The 26,363-nt window shown below is 69.1% G+C and carries 27 protein-coding genes; 3 read left to right on the top strand and 24 right to left on the bottom strand.

Annotation, left to right across the window (positions count from 1 at the left end; translation table 11 throughout):
* The first annotated feature begins 269 nt into the window (after positions 1-269).
* A complete protein-coding gene (locus ACSQ2B_RS19575) occupies positions 270-1,061 on the top strand; it encodes a helix-turn-helix domain-containing protein (protein ID WP_436052399.1) in 792 nt (263 codons plus the stop codon).
* 48 nt (positions 1,062-1,109) lie between these two features.
* Here ACSQ2B_RS19575 and ACSQ2B_RS19570 read toward each other — a convergent pair whose 3' ends face one another.
* From ACSQ2B_RS19570 to ACSQ2B_RS19495, 16 genes are all read right to left on the bottom strand, one after another.
* Positions 1,110-1,919 (bottom strand): enoyl-CoA hydratase/isomerase family protein, encoded by an 810-nt coding sequence (locus ACSQ2B_RS19570; RefSeq protein WP_436052397.1) that lies wholly within the window; start codon positions 1,917-1,919, stop codon positions 1,110-1,112.
* Between the two features lie 8 nt (positions 1,920-1,927).
* The gene (locus tag ACSQ2B_RS19565) at positions 1,928-4,138 is read right to left on the bottom strand and encodes an acyl-CoA dehydrogenase (RefSeq protein WP_436052395.1); all 2,211 of its coding nucleotides are present in this window, start codon (positions 4,136-4,138) and stop codon (positions 1,928-1,930) included.
* Positions 4,139-4,259: 121 nt separating this feature from the next.
* On the bottom strand, positions 4,260-5,084 hold the full coding sequence (locus ACSQ2B_RS19560; protein WP_436052393.1) for a coniferyl-alcohol dehydrogenase: 825 nt from the start codon (positions 5,082-5,084) through the stop codon (positions 4,260-4,262).
* Between the two features lie 35 nt (positions 5,085-5,119).
* Positions 5,120-5,311 (bottom strand): ferredoxin, encoded by a 192-nt coding sequence (locus tag ACSQ2B_RS19555; protein ID WP_436052391.1) that lies wholly within the window; start codon positions 5,309-5,311, stop codon positions 5,120-5,122.
* Between the two features lie 465 nt (positions 5,312-5,776).
* Positions 5,777-7,096, bottom strand: a complete 1,320-nt coding sequence (locus ACSQ2B_RS19550) for an amidohydrolase family protein (RefSeq protein ID WP_436052389.1) — start codon at positions 7,094-7,096, stop codon at positions 5,777-5,779.
* Between the two features lie 63 nt (positions 7,097-7,159).
* A complete protein-coding gene (locus ACSQ2B_RS19545; protein ID WP_436052387.1) occupies positions 7,160-7,879 on the bottom strand; it encodes a hypothetical protein in 720 nt (239 codons plus the stop codon).
* Between the two features lie 4 nt (positions 7,880-7,883).
* Positions 7,884-9,044: a thiolase family protein gene (locus tag ACSQ2B_RS19540; RefSeq protein WP_436052386.1), complete on the bottom strand. Its 1,161-nt coding sequence runs from the start codon at positions 9,042-9,044 to the stop codon at positions 7,884-7,886.
* 1 nt (position 9,045) lies between these two features.
* Complete coding sequence (locus tag ACSQ2B_RS19535; protein ID WP_436052384.1) at positions 9,046-9,450, bottom strand: Zn-ribbon domain-containing OB-fold protein; 405 nt, start codon at positions 9,448-9,450, stop codon at positions 9,046-9,048.
* Between the two features lie 3 nt (positions 9,451-9,453).
* Positions 9,454-10,719 carry a cytochrome P450 gene (locus ACSQ2B_RS19530; protein ID WP_436052382.1) on the bottom strand — a complete coding sequence of 422 codons (1,266 nt, stop codon included), beginning with the start codon at positions 10,717-10,719 and terminating at the stop codon, positions 9,454-9,456.
* Positions 10,720-10,942: 223 nt separating this feature from the next.
* Positions 10,943-11,647: a TetR/AcrR family transcriptional regulator gene (locus ACSQ2B_RS19525; protein WP_436052380.1), complete on the bottom strand. Its 705-nt coding sequence runs from the start codon at positions 11,645-11,647 to the stop codon at positions 10,943-10,945.
* Between the two features lie 75 nt (positions 11,648-11,722).
* Positions 11,723-13,198: an aldehyde dehydrogenase family protein gene (locus ACSQ2B_RS19520; RefSeq protein ID WP_436052378.1), complete on the bottom strand. Its 1,476-nt coding sequence runs from the start codon at positions 13,196-13,198 to the stop codon at positions 11,723-11,725.
* A 59-nt stretch (positions 13,199-13,257) separates the two neighbouring features.
* Entirely contained in the window at positions 13,258-14,925 is a 1,668-nt protein-coding gene (locus ACSQ2B_RS19515; RefSeq protein WP_436052376.1) for an FAD-binding protein, read from the bottom strand.
* Positions 14,926-14,964: 39 nt separating this feature from the next.
* Positions 14,965-15,702, bottom strand: coding sequence for an SDR family oxidoreductase (locus tag ACSQ2B_RS19510; RefSeq protein WP_436052374.1), 738 nt, complete (start codon positions 15,700-15,702; stop codon positions 14,965-14,967).
* Positions 15,703-15,858: 156 nt separating this feature from the next.
* Complete coding sequence (locus ACSQ2B_RS19505) at positions 15,859-16,620, bottom strand: hypothetical protein (RefSeq protein WP_436052373.1); 762 nt, start codon at positions 16,618-16,620, stop codon at positions 15,859-15,861.
* Between the two features lie 334 nt (positions 16,621-16,954).
* The gene (locus ACSQ2B_RS19500; RefSeq protein ID WP_436052372.1) at positions 16,955-17,263 is read right to left on the bottom strand and encodes a hypothetical protein; all 309 of its coding nucleotides are present in this window, start codon (positions 17,261-17,263) and stop codon (positions 16,955-16,957) included.
* Positions 17,260-17,529 carry a DUF2312 domain-containing protein gene (locus tag ACSQ2B_RS19495; protein ID WP_436052370.1) on the bottom strand — a complete coding sequence of 90 codons (270 nt, stop codon included), beginning with the start codon at positions 17,527-17,529 and terminating at the stop codon, positions 17,260-17,262. Before ACSQ2B_RS19495 ends, ACSQ2B_RS19500 begins: the two co-directional genes overlap by 4 nt.
* A gap of 135 nt (positions 17,530-17,664) precedes the next feature.
* Here ACSQ2B_RS19495 and folE point away from each other — a divergent pair, with 135 nt between their 5' ends.
* A complete protein-coding gene (gene folE, locus ACSQ2B_RS19490) occupies positions 17,665-18,258 on the top strand; it encodes a GTP cyclohydrolase I FolE (protein WP_436052368.1) in 594 nt (197 codons plus the stop codon).
* 161 nt (positions 18,259-18,419) lie between these two features.
* Positions 18,420-19,298 carry an alpha/beta fold hydrolase gene (locus ACSQ2B_RS19485; protein WP_436052366.1) on the top strand — a complete coding sequence of 293 codons (879 nt, stop codon included), beginning with the start codon at positions 18,420-18,422 and terminating at the stop codon, positions 19,296-19,298.
* A 162-nt stretch (positions 19,299-19,460) separates the two neighbouring features.
* On the opposite strand, the gene tilS is transcribed toward ACSQ2B_RS19485, so the two are convergent.
* The 8 genes from tilS to ACSQ2B_RS19445 all read right to left on the bottom strand — a co-directional run bounded on the left by tilS (position 19,461) and on the right by ACSQ2B_RS19445 (position 26,109).
* The gene (gene tilS / locus ACSQ2B_RS19480) at positions 19,461-20,711 is read right to left on the bottom strand and encodes a tRNA lysidine(34) synthetase TilS (RefSeq protein WP_436052364.1); all 1,251 of its coding nucleotides are present in this window, start codon (positions 20,709-20,711) and stop codon (positions 19,461-19,463) included.
* Positions 20,699-21,547 carry a tol-pal system protein YbgF gene (gene ybgF / locus ACSQ2B_RS19475; protein WP_436052362.1) on the bottom strand — a complete coding sequence of 283 codons (849 nt, stop codon included), beginning with the start codon at positions 21,545-21,547 and terminating at the stop codon, positions 20,699-20,701. Before ybgF ends, tilS begins: the two co-directional genes overlap by 13 nt.
* A gap of 14 nt (positions 21,548-21,561) precedes the next feature.
* Positions 21,562-22,050, bottom strand: a complete 489-nt coding sequence (gene pal / locus ACSQ2B_RS19470) for a peptidoglycan-associated lipoprotein Pal (protein ID WP_436052629.1) — start codon at positions 22,048-22,050, stop codon at positions 21,562-21,564.
* Between the two features lie 144 nt (positions 22,051-22,194).
* Positions 22,195-23,505, bottom strand: coding sequence for a Tol-Pal system beta propeller repeat protein TolB (tolB, locus tag ACSQ2B_RS19465; protein WP_436052361.1), 1,311 nt, complete (start codon positions 23,503-23,505; stop codon positions 22,195-22,197).
* A gap of 8 nt (positions 23,506-23,513) precedes the next feature.
* Positions 23,514-24,299: an energy transducer TonB gene (locus tag ACSQ2B_RS19460; RefSeq protein ID WP_436052360.1), complete on the bottom strand. Its 786-nt coding sequence runs from the start codon at positions 24,297-24,299 to the stop codon at positions 23,514-23,516.
* Positions 24,296-24,832 carry an ExbD/TolR family protein gene (locus ACSQ2B_RS19455; RefSeq protein ID WP_436052358.1) on the bottom strand — a complete coding sequence of 179 codons (537 nt, stop codon included), beginning with the start codon at positions 24,830-24,832 and terminating at the stop codon, positions 24,296-24,298. The genes ACSQ2B_RS19460 and ACSQ2B_RS19455 overlap by 4 nt, the downstream gene beginning before the upstream one ends.
* Before the next feature lie 3 nt (positions 24,833-24,835).
* A complete protein-coding gene (gene tolQ / locus ACSQ2B_RS19450; RefSeq protein ID WP_436052357.1) occupies positions 24,836-25,534 on the bottom strand; it encodes a protein TolQ in 699 nt (232 codons plus the stop codon).
* A 134-nt stretch (positions 25,535-25,668) separates the two neighbouring features.
* Complete coding sequence (locus ACSQ2B_RS19445) at positions 25,669-26,109, bottom strand: YbgC/FadM family acyl-CoA thioesterase (RefSeq protein ID WP_436052356.1); 441 nt, start codon at positions 26,107-26,109, stop codon at positions 25,669-25,671.
* Between the last annotated feature and the right edge of the window lie 254 nt (positions 26,110-26,363).

The following is a 26,363-nucleotide window of genomic DNA, read 5'->3' as shown; positions in this document are numbered from 1 at the left end:
TGCGGGCGCTCGCGTGCCCGGGAAACGATATTTTCCGAATAATATGTCGAAATCGGGAACAATTGTGCTGCGCGAGAGCCTGGCCGTCGCGGAGACTGCACGCACCGGATGAACTGGAGCGCGACGTGAGCCGCGCGCCGGTCCAGTTCAACGAACAGGCAGTGGACGCCGCCGCATGCAAACAGCAAACGAGACCCTCTCATTTTTCGTTGACAGCGCACTTCCCATCGCGCAACCGTGCCCGCAAATTAGGGGAGGAGCGGAGCGCGATGACGACGGTTCTTGATCCGAATAAGGCGAAGACCGCTCGCCGTGTCATCGAGGTCCTCGAGTTTTTCGACGAACAGAACCGCCACGCGACCGTCATGGACATCGCCCGGCGTTACAAGCGCCCCCAGTCCAGCACCTCCGAACTGCTCGCCATCCTGGTCGAGATGGGCCTGCTCTATAAGGATCCCAACTCCCGCTCCTTCACGCCGACCCCGCGGGCGGCGATGCTGGGATCGCTCTGCCAGCCCACCCTGGTGCGCGACGGCCGGCTGTCGATGACGATGGAGCGGCTGGAGGCCCAGACCGGCCAGGGCGTCGCGGTGATGGGCATGGTGGGCCTGCAGGTGCAGATGTTCCGCTGGCTCGCCGGGCCCCGCCCGATCGCCACCTCCCTGCCCAACGGCCTGTCCGGCGGCGCGCTGGGCGAGCTTTGTGAAAGCGCCGCGGGCTGGCTGTTGCTCTCGACCGTGCCGACCGAGCGGCGCGACGGCGTGCTGCGGCGGCTGCGCGCCGAGGCGGCGGCTGAACACGCCTTCAACCCCGCCGCCATCCGCGAGCAGATCGAGGCGTGCGGCCGCCAGGGCTACGCCATCGGCCCGGCCGGCTTCGGCTCTGCGGCCCGGATGTGCGCGATCCTGCTGCCCTGCGAACCGGGCGAGCGGCCGATGGCCGTGGGCCTGATCCATGAGGCGAACGACGACGCCGATCCGCAGACCCTGATCGCCATGTTGCAGCGGGCCGTCCAGGGATGCATCGAGGCCGGCGACCGGGTCCGCCACCTGCCGCTCTGAAGCGGCGCGTTCCTCTCCCGCGTCGCGGGAGAGGAAGGGCCAGCCCGCCTACTCCTTCTTGCCGCCCTTGCCGATGCCCTGGACGTATTTGGCGATGCCCTCGAGATAGGCCGGGTTGAGCATCAGCGCGCTGTTGGCCAGACGCTCGACCTGACGGCCCTGCTCGCGGCCCACTTCGCTGGCCAGTTCGATCGCCAGCTTGGCGGCGCCCATCTGCTCGCCGTTCTGCTTGGCCAGGTGCCGGCAGAAGATCATCACATCGTCCTCGAAGGTCTCGTCCGGGAAGACCTCGTGGACCAGGCCCATGGTCAGGGCCTTTTCGGCGCTGGCCGCCATGTTGGCCATGATCAGATAGCGCGCCCAGTGGGTCCCGCAGATCCGCGTCAGCCGGCTGACGCCGTTCGAGGCCGGGAGCACGCCAAACAGGCCTTCGGGGAAGGCGTAGCTGGCGCTCTTGGCAGCCAGGCGGAAGTCGGCCGACAGCGACATCTCCAGCCCGCCGCCGACACAGGTGGCGTGGTGGGCGGCGACGATCGGCTTCTCGATATGCTCCATCTCGTCATAGATGCGGTGCATGCCGTTGAGCCCGATGCGGTGGGTCTCGCGGATCGCCGAGGCGCTGCGCTTTTGTTCGGTCGCGCTGCCGGAGCGCATGTCGGCGCCCGAGCAGAAGTAGCGGCCGGTCGAGCGGATCAGCATGACCTTCAGCTCGGGCGTGTCGCGGAACCGGATCAGCGCCTGCTCGAACAGGCCCATCATCTGAGCGGTGATGGCGTTGAGCTTCTCGGGCCGGTTGAGGGTGGCGATCAGGATCCCGTCGACGTCCTCGGTGAGGAGATGGGGGGCTTCTTCGGACATGTCTTTCCTCACTTCGCGCGGCTACGGGGAAGGCCGAGGTTACGCTCGGCGATCATGCTGCGGTGGACCTGGCTGGTGCCGCCGTAGATCCGGGTTCCATGCGCATGGCGGTAGCAGAGATTGAGATAGCCTGCCGGGCCGTCTCGCTTGGAGAGCGAGTGCGGCGCGGTCAGGTCCAAAAGGTCGGACGCATCCGACATGAACTTCTCGGACGAGTACATCTTGGTCATCGGCCCGTAGGCCGGGCTGGGCTTCTTCTCGACGCCCGCCCAGAGCGCGCGCAGGCCGAGCAGGAGGGAGACCTGGACATTGGCGTAGGTGCGCGCTAGGCGGCGCTGGGCCGAGGCGTCCTCGATCAGCGGCCGGCCCTGGAAGACGATCTCGCGGCAGAGCGCCTCGGCCGCGCGCAGCATGTGCGCCTGGGTCTTGCCGAAGCCGCCGCCGTGCTCGAGCTCGAGCGCCGCCGACATCACCTTCACCCCGCCGTCCACCTCGCCCAGCCGGTAGCTGTCCGGGATCTTCACCCCGTCGTAGTAGGTGATGTTGGTCCGCTCGTCCTGGAAGGTGAAGACCGGCTGGACCTCGATGCCCGGCGCCTTCAGCGGGACGATGAACATCGTCAGCCCCTTGTGCTTGGGCGCGTCGGGATTGGTGCGCGTCAGCATCAGGACGTAGTCGGCGATGTTGGCGCCGCTGGTGAACATCTTCTGGCCGTCGATGCGCCAGCCGTCGCCGACCGGCGTCGCCTTGGTCTGGGCGGCGAACACGTCCGAGCCTGACCCCGGTTCGGAATAGCCCAGGCTGCAGACGGCCTCGCCCGCCACGATCTTCGACAACACCTCGGCCTTCGCCTCGTCGCTGCCGAAGGCGCGGATGATGGCGGCCACCATCTGCGTCACCCCGGCGGCGTGGCCGCTCCAGCCGTTCTCCTCCCACACCTCGCGCGCGGCGGAGACGGCGTAGGGCGGCGCGTCGCGGCCGCCGAGCGCCTTGGGCCAGCTGGGGAACAGGTAGCCAGCCTCGGCCAGCTTCTTGTGGACGCCCGGATCATGGCCATCCCAGGAGTAGTGAGCCTTGGCCTTCAGCTCCGGCGTGAGCGTCGCCTTGAAGAAGGCGTCCACCTCGGCGGCGAAGGCGCGGGCCTCCTCGCCCAGGTCGAAGTCGATGCTGACCTCGCCGACGTCGGGCAGGCTCGCCGCTTCGCCGGCGTAGAGCCGCCGGCCGGCCTCGTCGAGCTGGCGGGTCGGGTCGCCGAACACCAGCGGCCAGGCCTTGGCCCTAAGGTCGTAGAGATGGATGTCGTATTCGGTGGTCAGGCCGTAGCCGCCGAAGGTCTGCAAGGACTGCAGGACCGCGCGGCTGGCGGTGTCGGCGTTCCACCAGTAGGTGAGCGCGACCTCGGCGCCGGCCCTGGGCGCGTCGTCGGCGATGTTGCGCAGCGTCTGCCAGAGCAGCAGCTTGCCGCCGTCGACCTCGGTGATCAGGTCGGCGAGCGGATGCGACAGCGCCTGGTAGGCGCCGATCGGCTGGCCGAACTGCACCCGCTCGGTCGCGTAGGCCGCCGCCAGCCGGATGGATTCCCGCGCCAGGCCGTTGAGCGCCGCCGACATCAAGAGCTGCCACTCCTCGATGGCCTGGGCGAAGGCCGTCACGGCCTCCGGACCGACGGCGAGGACGGTCCGCTCTGCGCCGGTCAGGCGCAGCTCGGCGATCGGGGTGGAGGCGAGGTTGGCCTCGCCCTTGCGGTCGCGCTCAGGGATAGGGACCAGCACCAGCTGGTCCCCGTCGCGGGCGATCACCGCGGCGGCCACGGCGCCGCCGGCGATCCACTGCACGGGCTGTTCGGCCACGTCATGGAAGGCGAGGCTCAGCACGCTCTGGCCGGCGATCACCTTTTCCAGCAGGTCGCCCGCCCGGTCGCCGCCGGCCACGGCCAGCAGCCGCGCCGCCACCATTGTCTCGGCGATGGGACCGGAGGCCAGGGTGCGGCCCACCTCCTCCATCAGCGCCGCGGCGTCGAGCACGCCCAGGCCCAGGCCGCCCGCCGATTCCGGAACGCGCACCGAGAAGGCGCCCAGGTCCGCGAGCCCCGCCCACAGCGCCTCGTCCAAGCCCGACGGCAGCGCCGCGCGGACGCGGGCCATGCTGCTCTCTTCGTTCAGGAAACGGGCGAAGGCCTCGCGAAGCGCTTCCTGGTCGGCGGAGAGTTCGAGGTTCATGTCGGCGCCTCCCAGATTGCGTCTTGTTGTTCTTGTCGTGGGCTATGGCGACCGGGTCCGGCCAGTTGCGGCCGGGGACGCAGGTCTCGAACCGCGTCCCCAAGGCCGATCTATAGGCGCCTTAGGCCTTCTTCGCCCCGCCCATCAGGGCGGCCATGTCGATCTGGCCCGTGGCCAGGCCGCCCATGAATCCGCCGTCGACGGCGAAGGCGTGGCCGTTGACGTAGCTGGCCGCGTCGCTGTTCAGGAAGATCAGCGGGCTGGCCTGTTCGTCCGGGGTGGCCCGGCGGTTGATCGGCTGGGCGGCGGCGTCGATCACCGTCACCGGCGTCGCGGACTCGAAGCTCGACATCATCGGCGTCTGGGTCGGGCCCGGCAGGGTGCAGTTCAGCCGGATGCCCTTCTTGATCAGGTGCGCCGCGGTGAACATGGTCCAGACGGTGATGACTTCCTTCGAGAAGGAGTAGCCTTCCGCCACCGTGTCCAGGTGGCCTTCGCACCACTTCACGCCGTCCTCGTAGGTGGGGGTGGTGACCAGCTCCATGATGGTCGGCAGCCGGCGCGACCAGCCCATGGCCGCCGTCGAGGCGATGCTGGCGATCGCGCCGCCTTCAGACATCAGCGGCAGCACCGTCTCGGTCATCTTGCGGGTGCCGAGGAAGTTCACCTTCATGACGTCGAGGGGGCCTGCGGTCTGCGGCAGGCCGGCGCAGTTGAACAGGGCGTCGACCTTGCCGCCGATCTTGGCCACCGCCGCCTCGATCGAGGCCGGGTCACGCAGGTCGACCTGGTTGAAGGAGGCGAGGTCGAGCGTCGACGGCTTGAAGTCCAGGCCGTGCACTTCGGCGCCCAGGCCGACCAGTTGCCGGGCCGTGGCTTCGCCCATGCCCGAGAAGCAGCCGCTGACGATGACGCGCTTGTTCTTGTAGTTCACGAGGTCAGACATGAGGTCTCCCTAGCGGCCCGACGGGCGGCCTTTTGCTATTCTTCGACAGTGATGATGCGTTCGGGGCAGGCGCGCGCGCCGCGACGGGCCAGGGCTTCCAGCTCCGGCGGCACGTCGATTTCCTCGACGGCGATGAAGCCGTCGTCGTCGAGCTCGTAGACTTCCGGGGCGACCGCCGCGCAGCGCGCGTGGCCCACGCAGCCAGCCTTGTTGATGCGGATCTTCATCCCGATGCTCCTGCAGGCAAGCCGGCTGGCCAAGGCCAGCGGCATTGCAAAAAAAACCGCCCGCCTCGCGGCGCCGATTTTCGTTCGAATAGAGGGCGCCGGCCCAGGCCGATCAACCGCCCCCCTCGCAAATCGTCCCGGCGATAGGCGCCTCTCAAGCGGACGGTCGAAAGGTGCATATCCTCGGTTTCGAAAGCAGACAACCGAGCCGAGGATAACGCTCTCTGCTCCCACCCCCACGGCGGAGCCCTTCTCGTCGAGGGTCGGGCTGTCACATCTGCCGCAAACGCCCCCTCAGTCGCTACGCGACAGCTCCCCCGTTTCACGGTGGAGCATCTTAGCTCCTCCACCGCGCAGCGGGGGAGGTGGCCCGAAGGGACGGAGGGGGCGTTTGCGGCCTCTGCAACAGACCCTTCCGTTGAGACGACCGCGCGAAAGCCTTCCGGCCTCCGCGCGGTCCGAACCTCACGCCACCCGGTCGTGCTTGGCGAACATTCCCATGATGTCGCCGGAGGTGATCGGACGCGGCTTCTCGCCGGGCGCGAGCGGCGCGCGGCCGCCCGAGGATTTCGGCGAGGTGTCCACGCCGGCCGCCACCGCCTTGGCCCGGAGCGCGCCCACCGTCACCTCTTCGCGCTTGTAGTGCTTGAACAGGTCGAAGTTCCAGAAGCGCATCGCGTTCTTGTGGGTGACCTTGTCGATCTGCTCGACGGTCAGGTGCTTCACAGACGGCCACAGGTGCTCAGGCACCTCCGGCCACAGGGTGTCTGAGTGCGGATAGTCGCACTCGTAGGAGACCAGATCCTCGTTGAGGAACCGCAGGTTCTGCAGCCCGAACTTGTCGTCGATGAAGCAGAGCATGAAGTGGCGCTTGAAGACGTCGGACGGCTTCAGCTCGCCGAACGCCATGTCCGAGTGCGTCCAGGTCTTGTGGCGCCAGTGGCTGAAGTCGGCGCGCTCCATGAAGTAGGGCACCCAGCCGATGCCGCCTTCGGAGAGGGCGATCTTCATGGTCGGGTAGCGATGCAGCGCCTCCAGGTGCAGCCAATCGGCCGCGCCAAGCGAGATCGACATCGGCATGGTGGTGATCCAGGCCTCGATCGGGGTCTCCATCGAGGCGTGCGGCGCCGGGTTGCCGCCGCCGATATGCAGGCAGATCACCATGTCGTGGTCGGTGATGGCCTTCCACATCGGCTCCCAGTAGGCGTTGTGGATGCTGGGCAGGCCCTTGGTCGTCGGGTTCTCGTTGATCGAGACCGCGGTGCAGCCCTTGGCCGCCAGGCGTTTGATCTCGGCCACCGTGGCGTCCATGTTCCAGGTCGGCAGGATGCCGCAGGGGATGAAGCGGCCGGGATAGGCGGCGCACCATTCGTCGACGTGCCAGTCGTTGTAGGCGCGCAGGTGGATCAGGGAGAGGTCCTTGTCCGCCACCTGGTGGAAGCGGCCGCCGGCGAAGTCCACGACGCTGCCGAAGTTCAGCGACGCGGCGATGCCGTTGACGTCCATGTCCTTGATGCGTTCGTGGACGTCGTAGACGCCCTTGCGCATCTGCTCGAGGCTGGTCGGCTCCATGCCGTACTCTTCGAACGGGCGGCCGACAACGGCGTTGAGGCCCACGGACGGCCACTTCTGGCCCTGGTATTCCCAGTAGTCGGTGCCGCTCGCGGTCAGTTTCAGTTTCGGCGCCGTGGCGAGCGCGTCGCCCGTCAGGTGCTTGTCGAACAAGTCCGGCGGTTCGCTGATGTGGTCGTCGACGCTGACGATCACCATGTCGTTCATTTCCATCGGGTTTCCTCCGTTGGCGTCATTGCGCCCTGTTGTGGGTGTGGTTCGGGGTTGGGGTTGGGTTTAGGCTCCGGTTCGCGGCTCCAGGGGCTTGAGCGTCCCCTTGCTGAAGTCGCGGATCTCGCCGACGCGCGCCGCCTTGACCTTGTTCTCCGGTTGGAAGGTGAAGCAGGTCGGCGGCATTCGCGTGGCGTCGGACTGGTTTTCGAGCGGGATCGCACGGCCGTGGGCGACGATGGCGCCCCAGCGCAGGATCCGCGCCCGTTCCTGGCCTTCGGCGTCGAGGGACTCGATGAAGGGACGCAGCTGAAGCAGCGTCAGGCCGGACGCCGCCGCCGGCTCGGCCAACCGCCCGTCCTGCTCCACCCAGGTCATCACCGGCTCACCGTTTCGCCGCAGTTCGATGCGGCGTCGCCCGTCTACGGGGTCGGAGGTCAGGATATCATAGGTCAAGGGTTCGCGGTCGAAGGCGTGCGTCGCCGCGAGTGTGGCCAGGTCGTGGAGATGGGTGCAGTTCGTGGCCTTGTCGCTGTTGCGCCCGGGAACGTCGGCGAGCGGCGCGCCGGTGAACGTCGCCTTCAGCCGCTCGACCGCGCCCGGACAGGTGGTCCAGGGGGCCCGCACCATCACCGGCTCGACGGCGGTCACGACCCCGCCCTGGTGGCGCAGGGTGACGTGCATATGGTGGTAGTCGTCCTCGAGGTCGCTCCGCACCCAGCCGGGACCGGCGGTCACCCGGAAGCGCCGCCGATATCCCGGAAGATCGTCGAGGGCGACTGCCACGGGCCTAGTCCCTGGCGAGCAGAAGCGCGGTAGCCAGAGGGCCGCCTCCGGACGTGGCCACCGCCACCTTCGGATCGCCCTTGATCTGGCGGTCGCCGCCCTTGCCGCGCAGCTGGGTCACCGCCTCGTGGGCGAAGCCGAAGCCGTGCAGCCGCCCGGCGCCGATCTGGCCTCCGAAGGTGTTCAGCGGCAGCTCGCCGTCCAGCGCGATGCGGTGGCCGCCTTCGATGAAGCGGCCGCCCTCGCCGACTTCACAGAAGCCCAGGGCTTCGAGCCAGGTCAGCGCCAGGAAGGCGAAGCCGTCGTAGAACTGGACGGTGTCGACGTCCTTCGGCTTGTAGTCGGTGTGCTTCCAGAGCTCCCGGCCGGTGGCGTAGCTGGCCATCCACTCGGCCTGGTCCCAGCTGTCGCGGTCGACCGCGCCGGCCGAGGCGGCGATGCGGATCGGCGTGCAGGTCACCTCGTCCACCGCGTCGCCGGCGGAGACGATGACCACCGTCGAGGCGTCGCTGAAGCGGTCGCAGTCGTAGAGGCACAGCGGCGAGGCGATCATCCGGGCCGACATGTACTGGTCGAGGCTCAGCGGCTCGCGGACCAGGGCCCGCGGGTTCAGGAGGGCGTTGGCGCGATCCGTCAGCGCGATCTGCGCCAGCTGTTCGCGGGTCAGCCCGTACTTCTTGACGTGGCGCATGGCGTACTGGGCCGTCCAGGTCACCGCCGAGGTGGCGTTGAACGGCGCGGTCCACTGGGACATGCCGTCCACGCGGCCGCGCTTCGGCATCGGATACTCGTCGGGGCGCGCCATGGCGGCGGCCTCGTAGACGGTGCGGAAGCACATCACGTGCCTTGCGTGACCTGCCTTCACCGCGTCAGCGGCCGCGGCGATCGCTCCCAGCTGGGCCGAAAGCTCCATGCCGCCGAGGCGCCACTTCGCCTTGATGCCGAAGCCTTCGATGACCTCGTCCGTGCCGACCGGGGAGAAGCCGAGATAGCCGGCCATGCGGCCCGGATAGGTGGCGACCCCGTCGATCTGGTCGACCGTCAGGCCCGCCTCATCGAGCGCCTCCTTGAAGGCGTCGAGGGTGAGCAGCAGCGGATGTCGGGTGAGCTTCTGGCCGATCTTCGACTGGCCGACCCCGGTGATATAGGCCTCGCGGGTCGCCATCTTACGCCACCTTCTCGAACAGGGGGATGTAGACGTCCTCGTGCTGCTCGAAGGTGACGCGCACGCGGTCTCCGATCTCCACCTCTTCCGGCGGACAGCCGACGACATTGGTCGTCAGGATCACGCCCGGCGCCCCGTCGAGGGCGACGCGCGCGATCACGAAGGGCACCTCCATGCCCGGGCCCCAGGCCTGGTAGTTCACGGTGTAGGTGTCGACCACGCCCGTCCCGGCGACCGCCTCGGCCGCCACGTTCTCCGACAGGCATTGGCGGCAGACCGGCATCGGCGGGTGGTTCCAGCTTCCGCAGTCACCGCAATGGTGGATCCGCAGCTCGCCGTCCGCGCCCCCGGTCCAGAAGGCCCGGTTGTCGGCGTCGAGGCGGGGAAGAGGGCGTGGTGCAGCCATGCGTCAGACGTCCCAGATCAGATGGAGGCTGTTGAGGCCGATCACGTTGCCGCCATGGAATTGCGGCGGGTTCTCGGGATCGAGACGGAAGGTCGGCAGGCCGGCCAGCAGTTCTTCGTAAAGGATCTGCAGCTCGATGCGCGCCAGGTGCGAGCCCACGCAGCGGTGCGGACCCGTGCCGAAGGCGATGTGCACCTTGTCTTCGCGGTCGATGTCGGTCCGCTCAGGGTCGGCAAAGCGGCTGGTGTCGAGGTCGGCGCCGCCGAGCAGCATCAGAACCCGTTCCCGCGCCTTGATCGGCGCGCCATGCCACTCGGTGTCCTTCGCCGCCATCCGGACCGGCACGGTGAAGGTGTAGCGGCGCAGCAGCTCCTCGGTCAGGTCCTGCGAGAGCTCCGGATTCTTGCGAAGGCGCTCCTGCAGCGCCGGGTCGGTCGCCAGGTGGCGCACGCCCAGGCCGATGCCGTTCATCACCGTGTCGAGGCCGGCGAGGAAGAGCAGGACGCCCCAGTTCTCCATGTCCTCGATCGTGGTCGGCGTTCCGTCGACGTTCGCCTGCCACAGGCGGCTGATCAGGTCGTCGCCCGGGTTCTCCTTCCGCTCGAGGAAGGTGTCGTGCATGATCGCCGCGACCTTCTGCAGCTTCACCATGGTGGCTTTCGGATCGAAGTCGATCGATTCGAAATGCTCCTTCACCAGGTCGCGGTACTCCTCGGCGCGCGCGACCGGCAGGCCGAACATCTTCAGGAAGACGTTGACCGGCAGCGGCTCGGCCACCTCGTTCATGAACTCGCTGCAGCCCTTCGGCGCGATGTTCGCGACCAGCTCCTTGGCCAGGGCGCGGATGTCGTCCTTCAGCAGGTTCATCGCCTTGGGCGAAAAGGCGCCGTTCAGCGGAATGCGGTATTTGGTGTGCAGCGGCGGGTCGACGTTGATCGGCAGGGGCTGCGGGATGTGCGGCGCGCCCGGCGGGAGCGCCGCCCGCATGGCCTGCATCTGCGCCTGGGGCACGAATTCGCTGGTGAAGGTCTCCCAGTCGCGCCCGAGGTCGAAGTTGGCCTCGTAGCTGAGCGCCACCCAGTGCCCCCCCTGGCGCGGCGTCCAGAAGACCTCCGGCGCGTCCTTCAGCATCTGCGCGATACGGCCATGGGGATCGGTGGCGAAGCCCGGATCCTTGAAGTAGTCGAAATCATAGACCAGCGCGTCCGGCACATGCGCCGGCTTGGGGGCGGCGGGCGAAAGGGCGGCGGGGGCGGCGTCGTCAGCCATCGGAATCTCCGACAAATTGGGGCGCTCGGGGATGGCGGGAGCCCCCGAGACTGTTGTTCTCACTAGCAGGGCGCCGCGCCCTCCGTCACACCTAATCACCGGCCCCATGCGACCTCGGGGCCGGCGCTTCTCCACAACCACGTGGAATGTTGCGACCGCCGGAACGAGACACAATAGCTCATGGCCGCCGGCGCATCCGATAACGCTCTGGCGATCCCGCCACCTAGGCCGCCGACGGGGCGCGGCTCTGGACGCGGCCATCGCGCAGCGCCAGCTCGAGAAGACGTCCCTCGGTGCGCAGCAGGTTGCGGATGTGCGGTTCCGGGTCCTCCTGGAAGAGGTTGCGGAACTTCTCGTCGGTGGCGATGGTGATCATCCGCTCGATGCCGGTCATCAGCACCGAAGCCATGTAGTAGATCGGCGTCCGCAGTTCGGCGGGATCGCCCTCCATCTGACGGACCAATAGCTCCATCACCAGGCGGGAAGGCCCGATACGGCTCGACCGCATGCGCTCGTCGCCGTCATCGGCGTAGGTGTTGCGCAGGTGCAGGATGCGCGAGTGCCGGACCCAGAAGGCGTGGTAGGCCTCGACGAAACGCAGACAGTGGGCGCCCAGCTCGTCATCCGGCCAGGGCTGCCGCAAGTGCGCGATGTAGGTCTCCTCGGCGGTCGCCATAATCGGCGCGAGGACCGCGAGCAGCAGTTCGGACAGGTCGCTGAAATAGAGGTAGAGCGTCGTCATGCCCAGCGACGCTTCGCGCGCGACGGCGCTCAGCGAGATCGGCTGGCCGAGAGGCCCCGCGAGCAGCTTCTCGGTGGCCAGAATGATCCGCTCGCGGGTGTCACGACCCTTACGCCCGAGCCGCTGACCCAGGAGGTTGTGGCTCAGCGATTCTTTCTCGATCGTGGAAGTCTGCGCTCTCACCATCGCAGGATCGCTCCTTCGTGCGGTCCAGGCCGGACCGACGCCAAATCGGCGCCGGCCCGACCGGAACGGCCTGACCTAGGCCGGAACGCCGACCGCGATCACCTTGCTTTCGAGGAACTCCTCGATGCCTTCACGGCCCCACTCGCGGCCGACGCCGCTGCCCTTGAAGCCGCCGAACGGCAGGTCGCCGGCGATGCACATGCCGCCGTTGACGCTGACCGAGCCGGTCCGCAGGCGCTTGGCGATGTGGGCGGCCCGCTCAGGGCTGCCCTGCACCATGCCCGACAGGCCGTAGGTGGTGTCGTTGGCGATGCGGATGGCGTCCTCGTCGTCCTCGTACGGAATGACCACCAGCACGGGGCCGAAGATCTCTTCCTGGGCGATGCGCATGTCATTGGTCACATCGACGAAGCAGGTCGGCTCGATGAAGTAGCCGCCGCCCTTGTCCGGACGCGCGTGGCCGCCGGCCAGCAGCCGGGCGCCTTCCTTCTGGCCCAGCTCGATGTAGCTCATCACCCGTTCCATCTGCTTCTTGGAGATGACCGGGCCCATGATGCTGGTCGGCTGTTCGAAGTTGCCCCACTTGTCGGCGAAGCCGGCGTAGGCCTGCTCGAGGATGGCGCACGCCTCGGCGTAGCGGCTGCGCGGGATCAACACGCGGGTGGTGATGGCGCAGCCCTGGCCGGCGTGGAAGACCACCATCGACGAGGCGACCGCCATGGCGAAGTTCGGCGCGTCGTCGAGGATGATGTTGGCCGACTTGCCGCCGAGCTCGAGGAAGACGCGCTTCAGGGTCTGGGCGCCGTTCTCCATGATCTTCTTTCCCACCAGGGTCGAGCCGGTGAAGGTGATCAGGTCGACGCGCGGGTCCTTGGTCAGCATCTCGCCGGCCATGGCCGGGTCCTCGGAGAGCACGACGTTGAACACGCCCGCCGGGAAGCCGGCTTCGAGGGCCAGTTCGCCGAGGATGGCGGCGGCGCTGGGGGTGTTCGGCGCGGGCTTCAGGATCATGGTGCAGCCGGCGAGCAGGCCGGCGATCACCTTGCCTAGGTTGACGTACAGCGGCACGTTCCAGGGGGTGATGGCGGCGGCGACGCCGATCGCCTCGTAGACGACCGTGCGGTCGGAAACGTACTTCCCGCCCATCGCGCTCTTGCGGCCACGGTCCTCCTCCCACTTCACCTCGGGGAAGAGGTCGATCAGGGCGTCCATACCGTCGACGGCGTTGTTGACGTGGGCGGCGAACACCGCGCCGATCGCCGCGCCGGCCTCGTGCCGGGCGATCTCGACCATGCGGGCGTTGTTCGCCTTGATCAGGTCGCGCAGCTTCTTGACCAGCTCGTAGCGCTTGGCGTGGTTGGTCGCCCAGTCGGTGTGGTCGAAGGCGCGGCGGGCCGCGACGATCGCCTCTTCGACGTCGGCGGCCGTGGCGTCGGCGGCCTTGGTGACGACCTCGCCGGTCCACGGGCCGAGGACGTCATAGGTCTTGCCGCCGGTCGCGGGCCGGATCTTGCCGTCGATGTAAAGGTTGGCATCAGGAAGTATCGTCACGTTCGTCCTCTCCCGGCGCAGGTTTCCCGCGCCCGATCAGTTGGTTGTTCCAGCCGCCCTCAGGCCGCCGCCTCCGCCAGGTTTCCGGCGTTGGCCGCATGCTTGGCGGCTATATAGGCGAAGGTGAACGCCGGGCCTATGCTGGCCCCGGCGCCCGGGCTGCGCGCGCCCATCACCGAGGCGGTCGACGTGCCCGTCGCATAGAGGCCGTCGATCACCGAGCCATCCTCGCGCAGCACGCGCGCCTGCGCGTCGGTCACCAGGCCCCCGAAGGTGGAGACGTCGCCCGGATAGACCTGAAGGGCGTAGAAGGGCCCCTCCTCGACCGTTCCGAGCGACTGGGCCGCGCCGCTCTCGAAGGGGTCGCCCAGCCAGCGGTCATAAGCCCGATCGCCGCGATGGAAGTCCTCGTCGCGGCCGTTGCGGACGAAGCCGTTGAACCGCTCGACCGTGGCGCGCAGCTTTCCAGCGTCGATGCCGCAGGCGGCGGCCAGCTCGTCCAGGGTCTCGCCCTTCTTCAGGAAGCCCTGGTCGAACCAAGCCTGAGGCTTGGCGGAACCGGGCATGGTGCCGACGAACATGTACTTCTTCAGATACTGGCTATCGACCACCAGCCAGCTGGGGATCGCCGGCGCGACCTTGTTGCGTTCGATCAACCCGCGGCCCAGTTCAACGTAGGACTGCGCCTCGCTCATGAACCGCTCGCCGCCCTGATCGACGATGATCCCGTGCGGCTTGGTGACGTCCCCGTGGACGAGACTCGGCGGCCGTCCCGGCGGCAGGGCGACCGGCTGGCCGATCAATTCGCCCATCTGGGCCACGGCCGCCCCGATCCGCACGGCTTCCTGCAGGACCTCGCCGGTGTCGCCGACGCTGGTGATGGTCCAGGTCGCGGAGGTGCCGGGGATGTAGCGGTCGCGCATCTCCTGGTTGCGCGAGAAGCCGCCGGCGTTGAGCAGCACCCCCAACGCAGCCCCGATCCGCCGCTCGCGGCCGTCGATCTCCGCGACGACGCCGGCCACGCGGCCGCCTTCGACCAGGATCTGCTTCACCCCGGCGTTCAGCCGGATCTCGACGCCGGCCTTCAGGGCCGCGCTGGCCATCTGGCCCTGCAGACCTGCGCCGCCGCCCAGCAGCTGTTTGCCGGTCAGCTTGCCCAGCAGGGTGCGGAAGGCGATCTTGCCGAGGACCTTCCGCGCCGCGCCGGACCGCTTCATCCAGGGCAGCAGCAGGGCCTCGTCGATGGTCACCGGCAGCGGCAGGAAGGACGGCGGGAACTTCGACTTCCAGGCGCCCAACTTGCTCATGTCGAAGAGTTCGGAGGTGATGGTCCGGCTCGTATCCAGCGCGCCCGGCTTGCCGCTGTAATAGTCCGGATAGGTCGGGATCCACTTCAGCTTGACCCCCTGGCTGACCAGGAAGTCGATCATCTTCGGACCTTCCTCGACGAAGGCGTGGCGGCGTTCGCGAGTGGCCGCCGGCGCGGCGGTCTCCTCGCCCTCGGCGAGGGCGTCGAGGTAGGCGATCGCCTTCTCGCGGCTGTCCTCGACCTTCATGAAGCGATTGTTGGGGATCCACATCACCCCGCCGGACGTCGCGGTGGTGCCGCCGACCTTGTCCAGCTTCTCCAGGACGAGCACGCTCTTGCCGAGCGACCGCATCATCAGCGCGGCGCACAGCGAGCCTGCGCCGCTGCCGACGATCACGAAATCGAAGGTCTCTTCCATCCTAGGCCTCGCCGCCAAGGGCCCGCGCCGCGGCCGCCATCAGCCCGCGGCCCGGGCGTGGACCTGGACGTTGACGACATGCACGTCCGGCGGCAGGTCGATCACCGCGCGGAAGATGCCGGTCACCGAGGCGAACTGCGAGATCGGGCGCTTCATCAGGTCGACGCCGCCCTGCAGGTTGGCGATGTGGAAGCGCTTGGCCGCCTCGGGGTCCCAGCCGGTGGCCTTGCCCTCTTCCATCATCTGACCGGCGCGGATGATCGTCACCCGGATGCCGCTCGGCTCCAGCTCGCGGTGCAGGCTGAGCGAGAACCGCTCGAGGCCGGCCTTGGAGGTCTGATAGAGCGTCAGGTGCCAGAACGGCACGTCGATGGATTCGCTGCTGACGTTGATGATGTGGCCGCCGGCGCCCAGCATCGGGATGGCGGCGCGCGCGCAGAAGATCGAGCCGATCAGGTTGATGTTGATCGTATTGATGATGTGGGCGTCGCTGGCCTCGGCCACTGTGGCCGGCTCGAAGATCGCCGCGTTGTTGATCAGCACGTCGATCTTCGGATAGCGCGCGGCGACCGCTGCGAAGGCTGCGCGCACCGACTCGGCGGAGCCGACGTCGCATTCGACCGCCATGGCGCGCTCGCCGATTTCGGCTGCGACCGCCTGCACCTTGGAGAGGGTGCGGCCAAGCAGCACCACGGTGTCGCCTTCAGACGCGAACCGCTGCGCCAGGTTCTTGCCAAGGCCGGCGCCGGCGCCGGTGATGACGATGATCTTGGACAATCCCCGCTCCAATATATTGCGCCCGCACAGGCGGCAGGCTGGTTCATCGTTGCGCCGGAGGAGCGGAAGAGGACAAGACCCTTCCGCATCGTGCCGGCGATACTTGACAGGCCCCCTGAGACCGGCGGCGCGCCGGCTCCCAGCGAGCGATCGAGACTATTGCCGATAGACGGACAGATCGCCGCCGTAGGCGACCCCGCCGCTCCAGAACCTGTCGCCGCTGATCTTGCGGAAGTAGTGCACCGTGCGGGCGACGGACGCGGCCTTGGAGCGCGGCTCCATGGCGATCCCGCTCGGACTGCGGCCGCCCGCCCGGGCGCTGAAGTCGCGGTGGGTGAAGGTCAGGTCGTCGGTCTGGCAGCCGGTGAAGACCAACTGTTCGCCAGGACAGTAGCGGCGCGGCTCGATCTGCACGTCCGACAGGGCCCCGCGCTTCATCGCGACGTGGCCGGGGACGTTGATGACCTCGACGCTGTGCACCTCTTCGTACCATTTCTGGTACTCGGCCTCCCGACCGATGGTGAAGTTGGCCAGGATGATGCTGACGCCGGAGAAGGGTTCGTCCCGCCGCCAGTTCGGGCTGGCCTTCCAGTCGGAGAACATCGCGTAGCTGTAGAGGCGCTCGCTCTCGTCGGCGTCGTCGATCAGGCCGGCGTCGCGCGCCTCGGCGATCAGCGGGCCCAGCGCCGGCAGGTCGATCTTCGGATCCGGCAGGTCGAAGTCGTAGGCGCTGAGGAAGCGCCACGGCTGCGGGATGTCCGGCATCATCTGTTCCGGGGTGACGTCGTAGCGGTCGGCCGCCTTGAAGCCGCGCAAGGCCGCCAGCGCCTCGCGGTGCGGACCGTCGAACCAGTTGGCGTACTCGGCCTCACGCCCCGCAGGGACGTTGTGCAGATGAAGGGTGGTGTAGAGCGCCATCTGTTTCCCGCCCGGGCTTCAGAGCCCTGCACGGACATCGCCGCAGCGGCCCCGCGCCTGTGATTGTTCGTGTCGCTGCGAGGATACGAACGGCCGACAGGCCTTGCGCCTACTCGCCGAGATCAGCACTGCGGCAGTGATATAGCCCGGCGCCGGACTGGACAAGACGCCGCAGGTTGGGGGACGAGGCGAGCGCCGAACGGCCCCTCCGTCTCGCTGCGCGAGCCACCTCCCCCGCGTTGCGGTGGAGGATCTGGGCCGAAGATGCTCCACCACCCAGCGGGAGAGCTGTCGCGTAGCGACTGAGGGGGCGTTTGGGACGCTGTGATTGAACTCAGTCGTCGGATTCAGCCTTTGGCTTTCGCCGGCCGAACCGGGCGGGCTTCTCGCCCTTGGCCTTCACGGCGATCTCCTTCAGCTTGACCCGCTGCAGGAGGGAGAGCGCCTCGCCGGCGGCGCCCTTCTCGGGATCGCCGAAGGCGCGGCCGAAGGTCTTCAGCCGGTCTTCGACGGACCCCAGGAACTCGCCCTCCCAGTCGGAGAGCTTCACGCCCGCGCGCTCGGCCTGGCGGCGGGCGCGCTTCAGCGCGTTCAGCGCAGCACGTTTGGCCTGCGCCTTAGGATCGGTGGGCTTGCGCTTCAAATTTCTCCGAGCGCCGACAGATAGAGGTCGAGGATCGCCTCCTCCTCCATCCGCTTGGCGCGGTCCTGCTTCCGGATGCGGACGATTTTGCGCAGGATCTTCACGTCGAAGCCGTTGCCCTTGGCCTCAGCGAACACTTCCTTGATCTGCTCGGCGATCTCGGTCTTTTCCTGCTCGAGACGCTCTACGCGCTCGATGATGCTCTTCAGCTGGGTCTGAGCCGTGCCGTTGAGCACGTCGGAGTGGGGGGAAGCGTCGTCGGCCATAGGTCGAGGTCTCTAAGCTGGGGTCAGGATGCCGGAAAGCGCGGGACCCTAGCTGCGCGGTTGGGCGATGTCATCCGCACCTTGAACCTTGACTTCAGGTCAGACGTTGAGACGGATCGCCGCGGGAGAATTGTGATGTCCGACGACGCAAAAAAACGCCCCACCCAGCAAGACGCCGAAGACGCGGTGCGCACCCTGATCGAGTGGGCTGGCGACGATCCATCCCGCGAAGGCCTGCTCGAGACGCCCAAGCGGGTCGCCAAGGCGTATCGCGAGCTCTTCGCCGGCTACGAGGCCGATCCGCGCGAATACCTGGAGCGCACCTTCGAGGAAGTGGGCGGCTACGACGAACTGGTCGTCCTGCGCGACATTCGCGTCGTCAGCTTCTGCGAGCACCATATGCTGCCCTTCCTCGGCAAGGCGCACGTCGGCTACCTGCCCTCGGACCGGGTGGTCGGGATCTCGAAGCTGGCGCGGGTGGTCAACGGCTTCGCCCGCCGGCTGCAGATCCAGGAGAAGCTGACGTCGGAGATCGCCCAGGCCATTCAGGACATCCTGAAGCCCAAGGGCGTCGGCGTGGTCATCGTCTCCGAGCACAGCTGCATGACCATGCGCGGCGTGAACACCCCGGGCTCGCGCCTGACCACCAGCAGCCTTCTCGGCGTGCTCCGCGACGACCCCCGCACGCGGCAGGAATTCCTGGAGCTGGTGCGCAACGGCGACCGCTGACGACATAGGCGCCGACGGCTTAGGCGGCGGACCGGCGTTGCACAGGGCCGGCCGCACGCCCGCTTCAAGATCAGAAACTGAACCCTCGGGGCCTCGACGGCCGAGCCCGGCCGCCCTATCTCAGTTGAAGGATCGACGGCGCCAAGGCGTTCACAAGTACGATGTCCGTATCCCAGCGTCCGCCCTGCCGGGGTGAAATGGTCGATCTCGGCGACCGCGCCCTGCGCGTGGTGCTCGCCGGACCCCGCGGCGCCAGCCCGACCATCGTCCTCGAGCACGGCGCCTTCGGCTGCGCCTCCGACTGGGCCGTGGTGCAGGACCGCCTCGCCGCCAAGGGCCTGCGCAGCCTGGCCTATGATCGGGCGGGCCTGGGCCATTCCGATCCGGGTCCGAAGCCGCGCGACGGACGCGCCATCGTCGCCGATCTCGCCGCCCTGCTGCGCGAGCTGGACGAACCGGCCCCCTACATCCTGGTCGGCCACTCCATGGGCGGGTTGATGGTGCGCCTCTACGCCCTCACCCATCCGGCCCAGACGGTGGGGGTCGTGCTGGTCGACGCGGTCACGCCGGACATCATGAAGACCGCCGCAGGCCCGAGCGCCGTGCGCGCCTTCGGCCGGGCGCTGCGCTGGGTCAGCCACGGCGCCCGGCTCGGCATGATGCGCCCCGTCGCCGCCCTCTCCGGCGACCGGATCGGCCTGATCGGTGAAGCCGCCGCGGAAAAACGCCGGATCTACGGCTCGGCCCCGCACGCCCATTGGTCGGCCGAAGAGGTCGCCTTTTGGCCCACGACCTCCGACCAGGCCGCCGAGGCCGACTTCCCGCCGCACATGCCGATCGCCGTGGTCACCGCCGGCGCCGAACGCGCCGCGCCGTCGCTGAAAGCCATTCAGGCGGTCCCGGCGCGCGACTCGCACCACGGCTACGTCGAGCATGTCGCCCACGCCGGCCACGCCAACCTGCTCGGCCGCAAGTTCGCCGACCCGATCGTGCGCGGCGTCGAGCATGTGCTGCAAGCCGGCGGCTTCGGGGCCGCCTAGTGTCCCGATTCCGAAGTTCGCAGGCGCTTCTGGCGGGCTCCGACGAACTTCGGATCGAGAAGGACACTAGGTGTGCAAGTGTAAGTTTCTAGTGTGCTTTTTGGATCTGAAGTTCGCCACGGCGCATGACCCAGATGCTGGCGAACTTCAGATCCAGCACACCTAGAGCGGCTCGCGCTCGACCAGGCCCGCCGCCGCGCGCAGCCGACCTTCGACCAGGCGCTCCATCCGCGCAGGCGAAACCCCGAGCTGCGGGCAGCTGACGCCGCCGTCGGCCGCGACGATCGCCGGCAGGGCTGGCCGCGCGGCGGCCGGCATGCGCGCAAGCGCGCGCTGCTGATCTTCCGGCAGCCGCCGCGCCAGACCGCGCAACGGCCGCACCTCGAGCCCCTCGCCCCCGGCCGCCACCTCGAAACGGCCGTCCCAGACCCCGCTCGCGCCGGCCGCCAGGACCAGCGGCTGCAGCCCGCCGCGCCGCGCCTCGCCGGCCTCGCGGACGATCCGCACCGCCTCGTCGTGGGCCTGGATGCGCGACCCGGCCAGGGTGGCGACCACCTCCCCCTCGCCGCGCAGCCGCTCGCTCAAACGGTCCCGCGCCGCCGAAGCCGGCGGGCGGACGCCGCCGCCGGCGCAGACGCAGGCCAGGCCCAGCAGCCTCTGCGCCTCGGCGCGCGGCGCGGCGCGGAACGCCGCCCGCGGAAAAGCGACCCCGCCCCAGGGATCGAAGCGGCAGAGACCGGCGATCGCCAGCGGGACATCCGGGGCGAACACCACCTCCCCCGCGTGGGACAGGCCGGCTCGCGCCCGAGCCCGGGCGAACCGTGGGTCGGCGTTGGCCGGATCCTCGATCCAGGCCTCGCCGTGAACGGTCAGCCAATCGCGCAGTTCTGCGCGCCGGACGCCCAGCAGCGGCCGCAACAGAAAGAGCCCCCGTCCCTCCGGCCAGGCCGGCGACGGCGACCATTCGCGGGGCTCGGGCGTCGTGGCGCCAGCGGCGCGCATCGCCCGCGCCTCCAGCACGTCGTCGGCGGTGTGGCCGATCAGCAGGACGCGCGCGCCCAGGCTGCGGGCGGCGTCCGCCAACAGCCGGTGGCGCGCCGCGCGGGCGGCCGCGGGCAGGCCCAGGGCCGGCTTGGGGCCCTCCCAGGCCAGCGCCTGAAATCCGGCGCCGATCCGTTTGGCCAGCCGCGCACAGGCCTCGGTCCAGGCGCGGCTCTGGGACTGCAGCTGATGGTCGACGGTCAGCGCGATCAGCCGCCGGCCATGGGCCTGGGCCCATGACCGCGCCGCCAACAGCAGGGCGACGGAATCGCCTCCGCCGGACAGGGCGACCGCGATCGGGCGCGGGCTGTCGGCGAGAAGCCGTCGATCGAGGACGCGGCGGCAAGCCCCCTCGCCGCTTACGCCGCGCACTTCGCCTGGCGCGCCGTGGCTGTGGCGCGGCTGGTGACGGCGGGCGGCGCCTTGGGGTAGCGCTTGGCGAGTTCGGAGAGGGTCGCGCAGGCGTCGGCCGGCTTCTTCAGAGCCACCAGGGAGCGGGCCAGTTCGCTCACCGCGTCCGGCGCCCAGGTGGTCTTCGGCCAGCCGCGGATCGCCCCGATGTAAGCGGTGGCGGCCTGGGCGTGGGCGCCGCGGACGCTCAGCGTCTTGCCCCACCAGTAGCGGGCCTCGGGCGCGCGCGGCGCGTCCGGATAGGTCTGGACGTAGGCCGCGAAGGCGCCTTCCGCCCCGGCGTAGTCGCCGCCCAGCATCAGCTCGCGCGCCTTCGCAAAGGCTTCCGTGGGGCTGGCTTGCGGCGCCGGCGCGTCCTGGGCCGCGGGGGCCGGCGGGGCGGCGGCGGCCTCGGCCTTCTGCTCGACGGCCGTCAGCCGGTCGCTCAACGCCTTCACCTGAGCCTGCAGGTCGGCGTTGGCGCGCCGGGCCTGGTCCACCTCCTGCGACGTCGCGTCGAGCGAGCCGTTGATCCGCGTCAGCGTCTGTTCGAGGTCGCCGAGGCGGTTGGCCAGGTCCTGCAGCCGCGCGTCGGTGTCCGCCGGCTGCACCACCACCGGCTTTCCGGTCTCCTTGAGCTGGAAGACGATGGAGCGGAGCTCCCGCACCACCTTCTCCATGCGATCCACCCGCTTGGCGTCGCGCGCGTCCAGCGGATCGTCCAGCGAGGTCTGCGCGAGCGCAGGCCCGGCCGCCAGCCCTACGCCAAGGACCAGAGCGAGCGCCGTGGCCGCGACACGCAAGCGGGGGAAGCTCATGAGACCTCGAGCCTTCAGCGCGCGCCGCTCAAAAGTGCGGTGTGGGCGTTGCGGTTGTGGGCGTCGGCCTCTTCACCGGAGCCGGCGTCGATCGGCTTTTCCTTGCCGTAGGACACGGTGGTGATCCGGTCCGCGGCGACGCCGTGAGCGGTCAGGTAATCGCGCACCGCATTGGCCCGGCGGGCGCCGAGCGCGAGGTTGTACTCCCGGGTGCCGCGTTCGTCGCAGTTGCCGTCGATCCGCACCTGGACCGCCGGATAGCGCTGCAGCCAGGCCGCCTGGGCGTCGAGGATCGGCTGGGCGTCGGTGCGCACGTCGTAGCGGTCGAAGTCGAAATAGACCCGGTCGCCGGCGTTGATCACGAAGTCGCGCTCGGAGCCGGGCAGGACGCTCTCGCCCACCGGGCTCGGGGGCGGCGCGGTCTGTTCCGCGGGCGGCGGCGCCGGCGGCGGAGCGGCGGCCACGGGCCCGGTGGGCTTCGGCCGCGAGGCGCAGGCGGCCATCGAGGCCGCGGCGGTGGCGATCAGCGCAAGGCGCAGGGCGGTCCTGACTGTCGTAGACTTCACGAAGGCGTCTCCTTTGAGTGCGGCCAGTTTGGACTTGGGCGGTCGGCCGGGACAGAGTTCACAGCTGTAGGCTGTACGCAACTAGTTGAGCAGCGGCGACCAGGCGGGATCGGAGGCGTTGGCCGGGTATGGCACCGGCTGCAGGATCCTGCCGGTGACGTCGACGCTCCACAGTTTCGAGACGCCGTCCGCGGTTTCCCGCGAGAACATCAGCACCCGGCCATTGGGCGCCCAGGTGGGGCCCTCGTCCATGTAGCTGGAGGTCAGCAGCCGCTCGTCGGAGCCGTCGGCGCGCATCACCCCGATGTGGAACTCGCCGCCGCTCTGTTTGGTGAAGGCGATGAACTCGCCGGTCGGGCTCCAGACCGGGGTCGTGTAGCGGCCCTGGCCGTAGGAGAGCCGGCGCGGGGCCGAGCCGTCCGCGCCCATCACATAGAGCTGCGGCGTGCCGGAGCGGTCGGAGTTGAAGACGATCCGGCTCCCGTCCGGCGAGAAGGATGGCGAGGTGTCGATCGCCGGGTCCGAGGTGATCCGCGCGCTAGAGCGGTTGCGCAGGTCCATGACGAAGATGTCACTGTTGCCGCCGCGCTCGACAGAGAAGGCGACGCGCGCGCCGTCCGGCGAGAACCGCGGGGCGAACACCATGCCCTTGAACGCGCCCAAGCTCTCGCGCCGGCCGGTCTCCAGGTTGAAGAGATAGATGGCCGAGCCCTCGGGCCGCAGCGCCATGTAGGTGATCTCCTGGCTGTTGGAGGAGAACCTCGGCGACATGACGATGTAGGAGCCGTCGGTCAGGTAGCTGGGGTTGGCGCCGTCCTGGTCCATGATCGCCAGCCGCTTGGTGCGCGTGGCCCGCCCCCCGGTCTCGGCGACGAAGACGACGCGGGTGTCGAAATAGCCCTTCTCGCCGGTCAGCCGCTCGTAGATCTGGTCGGAGATCTTGTGCGCCACGCGCCGCCAGTTCTCCGGGCTGGAGGTGAACTGCAGCCCGAGAAGCTGTTGTTCCGAAAACACGTCCCACAGCCGGAAGTCGACCACCAGCCGGCCGTCCTGGACGGTGACCTGGCCATTGACCAGCGCCTGGGCGTTGATCTGCTTCCAGTCGGGAAAGCGCGGCTGGACCGCCGCGTTCAGGTCCTTCTCGATGAAGGTCGCGGGATCCAGCGACCGGAACAGGCCCGAACGCTGCAGATTGGCCCCGATCACCGAGGCGATGTCGGCGCCGGCCTGACCGCCGCCGAAGGCCGGCACGGCGATCGGCAGCGGCTGGACGTCGCCGCGATTGACGTTGACCTCGATCTCAGCGCGCGCGGCCGGCGCCGCGAGTCCAAAGGCGAACACCACCGCGGCGAAGGCGGCGACCAGAGCCTGAAAGCGGACGTTTCTGGGCAAGCGGATCCTCATGAGCAGGCCTTCCGGGCGTCGAAGTTCACGCGAATGGGCTGGCCGTAGACTTCCCGCGGAAGGCTGCGGAAGGGGGCGGCGGCGTAGACGGCGCTGACCGCGCGGTCAGCGGCGGTCAAGGCGGCGGGCGTCTGAGCGCCCTGGGCCAGTTGGCCGCGCGCCTGACCGACCACCCCGCCGCCGGAGTTGAGCGTGAAGGTCACGGCGACCACGACCTGGCGTGCGTCGGCCACGGCGCAGTTCGGGTTCCAGCGCCGTTGCAGCTCGTCGGCCAGGCCGTTCAGCGCAGCGGACACGGCGGCCTGGCCGGCGCCGGTGCGGGCCTGCGGCGCAGTTTCCGGCCGCGGCGCGCCTTTCGCCCCGGACGCGGGCTTGGCCATCTTCGAGACGCTGGCGGCCAGGGCGTCGAGGTCGAGACTCTTTTCGGCCTTGGCGGGCGTGGGCTTCGGCGCCGGCGTCTTGGCCGGGGTGGGCGCAGGCTTGGGCGCAGGCGCGGCCTTGGCCGGAGGCCTCGGCGGTTGCGGGGTCGGCTCAGGCGTGGGCGGGACAGGCTCCGGCGGCGCGTCGAGGATCGGCTCCGCGACCTGGGCGGTCTGGGTCTCGGGCGCCGCGAGCGCCGGGCTGAGCTCGGCCGCCGGCGCATTGCTGACGATGGTCACCGGCACCACGGCGCCGATCTTGAGGTCGCGCGGATGGCGCCAGGAGATGAGCAGGGCGGCGGCCACGGCCAGGTGCAGGGTGGCCGAGCCGATCATCGCGGGCGAGATCTCCCGGCGGGTCACGGCGCGCGCGGCTCCCCGTTGGCGCCGTCAGGCGCGAAGCTCATCGGTTTGTCGCCGGGGGCCGAACCGCCGGACGACGGTCCGCCGGTGTCGGTGATCAGGTTGATCGAGGTGAACCCCGAGGTGGAGAGCGCGGCCATGACCTGGGCCACCACCGCATAGGAGGCCTTGCCGTCGGCGCGCACGAAGACCGGCTTCTTCGCCTCCGGGCCGGCCATCTCGCGCAACTGCGGGGCGAGGCTCGAGAAGGGAACCTGCCGCTCGCCGACAAAGATGGCGCCGTCGGCGCGGATCGAGACCGACAGCGGCTCGGCCTGGTCCTGGATGGAGCCCGCCTCGGTCTTCGGCAGCTCCACCGGCACCCCGGCGGTCAGCAGCGGCGCGGAGATCATGAAGATGATCAGCAGCACCAGCATCACGTCGACCAGCGGGGTGACGTTGATCTCCGACAGGGCTCCGCGCTGGCTGCCGCGCCGTCGGCGGCGACCGCGCCGGCCGCCGGCGGCGAAGGCGTCGTTGGCGGAGAGCGCCATGCCTCAGACCCTCTCCGCCAGCCGCCGCTGGATGGCGGTGTGCAGGTCATCGGCGAAACCTTCCAGCCGCGCGGCGTACTTGCCGGCCTTGGTCGAGAAGGCGTTGAAGGCGATGTAGGCCGGAATGGCCGCGATCAGGCCGATGGCGGTGGCGAACAGCGCCTCGGCGATCGCCGGCGCCACCACCGCCAGGTTGGTGTTCTTCTGCAGGGCGATGGCCTGGAAGGCGTGCATGATGCCCCAGACCGTGCCGAACAGGCCGACGAAGGGCGAGGCGGTGGCGACGATGGCCAGCACGCCCAGCCCGTCCTCCACCCGCGCGCTCTCGCGGGCGATCATCGTGTCCAGCACCCGGTCGATCCGCTGAATCAGGAAGGCGGTCTGGCCCTCGGACGTCGGCTTCAGCTTTGTGTCCCGCCATTCCCGGAGCGCCGCCTGCAGCATGCGCGGCAGGGCGTGCCGCGGCAGCTCGCCCGCGTTGGCCGCGACCTCCTCCAGGCTCTGGCCCGCGCCCACCTGGGCTTCGAACTGGTCGGCCTCGCGGTTGAGGCTGGCGAAGCGGAAGGTCTTGTCGAGGATCACCGCCCACGACCACAGCGAGGCCAGGCCCAGGCCGAGCATCACAAACTTCACCACCCAGTCGGCCCGCATGAAGAGGGAGATGAAGTTGAAGCTGTCGGGCGTGACGGCGGCGACGTCCATGCGGGTTTGGGCTCCGGGCGAGTTTGGATGGCTGGGGTTGGCGCGCCGGAATGGCGAACTTGTGGCGAGGCTAATGCGCTTCGCGCGGCGAAGGAATCCGTTGCAAACGCGCCGCGCCCCTTCCGGACCCCCGCCTATGCGAAATAAGGGGTCAGCGCCGCCACCAGATCGGCCGGAGGCCGCCGGGCGCGGCCGGAAAGATCGATGCAGGCGGCCTCGACCTCGGCTTCGGCCACCAGCGCCTCGTCGCGTAGGATGCGCTGGCGGATGAACAGCCGCGGCCCCCGCACCGCCTCGTAGCGGGTGCGGACCTGCAGGGCGTCATCGATCCGTGCGGCGCGGCGGAAGTCGATCGAAAGCCGCGTGACGGTGAAGGCCAGCGGGTCGGGCCGCTCCAGGAGGGCGGCGTGGCTGACGCCCGCCAGCCGCAGGAAGTCGGTGCGCCCGCGCTCGAAGAACCGCACATAGCCGCCGTGATAGACGACGCCGGTGAAGTCGGTGTCCTCGTAGTAGATCCGGATCGGCAGGACGTGCTCGATCCCGTCCAGCCACCCGGAGCTCGGTTCGTCGCCCATTGACGCCCTCCTGGTCTCTTCTGCGCAAAGCCGGGGACGAGGATTTCTCCACGAACCACACGAACGAAGCAGGTTTGAACCACGGAAAACACGGAAAGCACGGAAGCGCAGAACTGAGAGCGCGCCACCACACTGCTTCCGTCATTCCCGGCCTCGTGCCGGGAACCCATGCACACTCACGTCGTATGGTGTTCATGGGTGGCCGGGACAAGCCCGGCCATGACGGTGAGGATAGGGAAGGGCCGAATCGTCCG

It is taken from the genome of Phenylobacterium sp. LjRoot225 (assembly GCF_964252855.1).
In the GTDB taxonomy this organism is placed as follows: Bacteria; Pseudomonadota; Alphaproteobacteria; order Caulobacterales; family Caulobacteraceae; genus Phenylobacterium.
The sequence above is the reverse complement of the archived record's forward strand: the minus strand, read 5'-3'. Positions and strand labels throughout refer to the sequence as shown.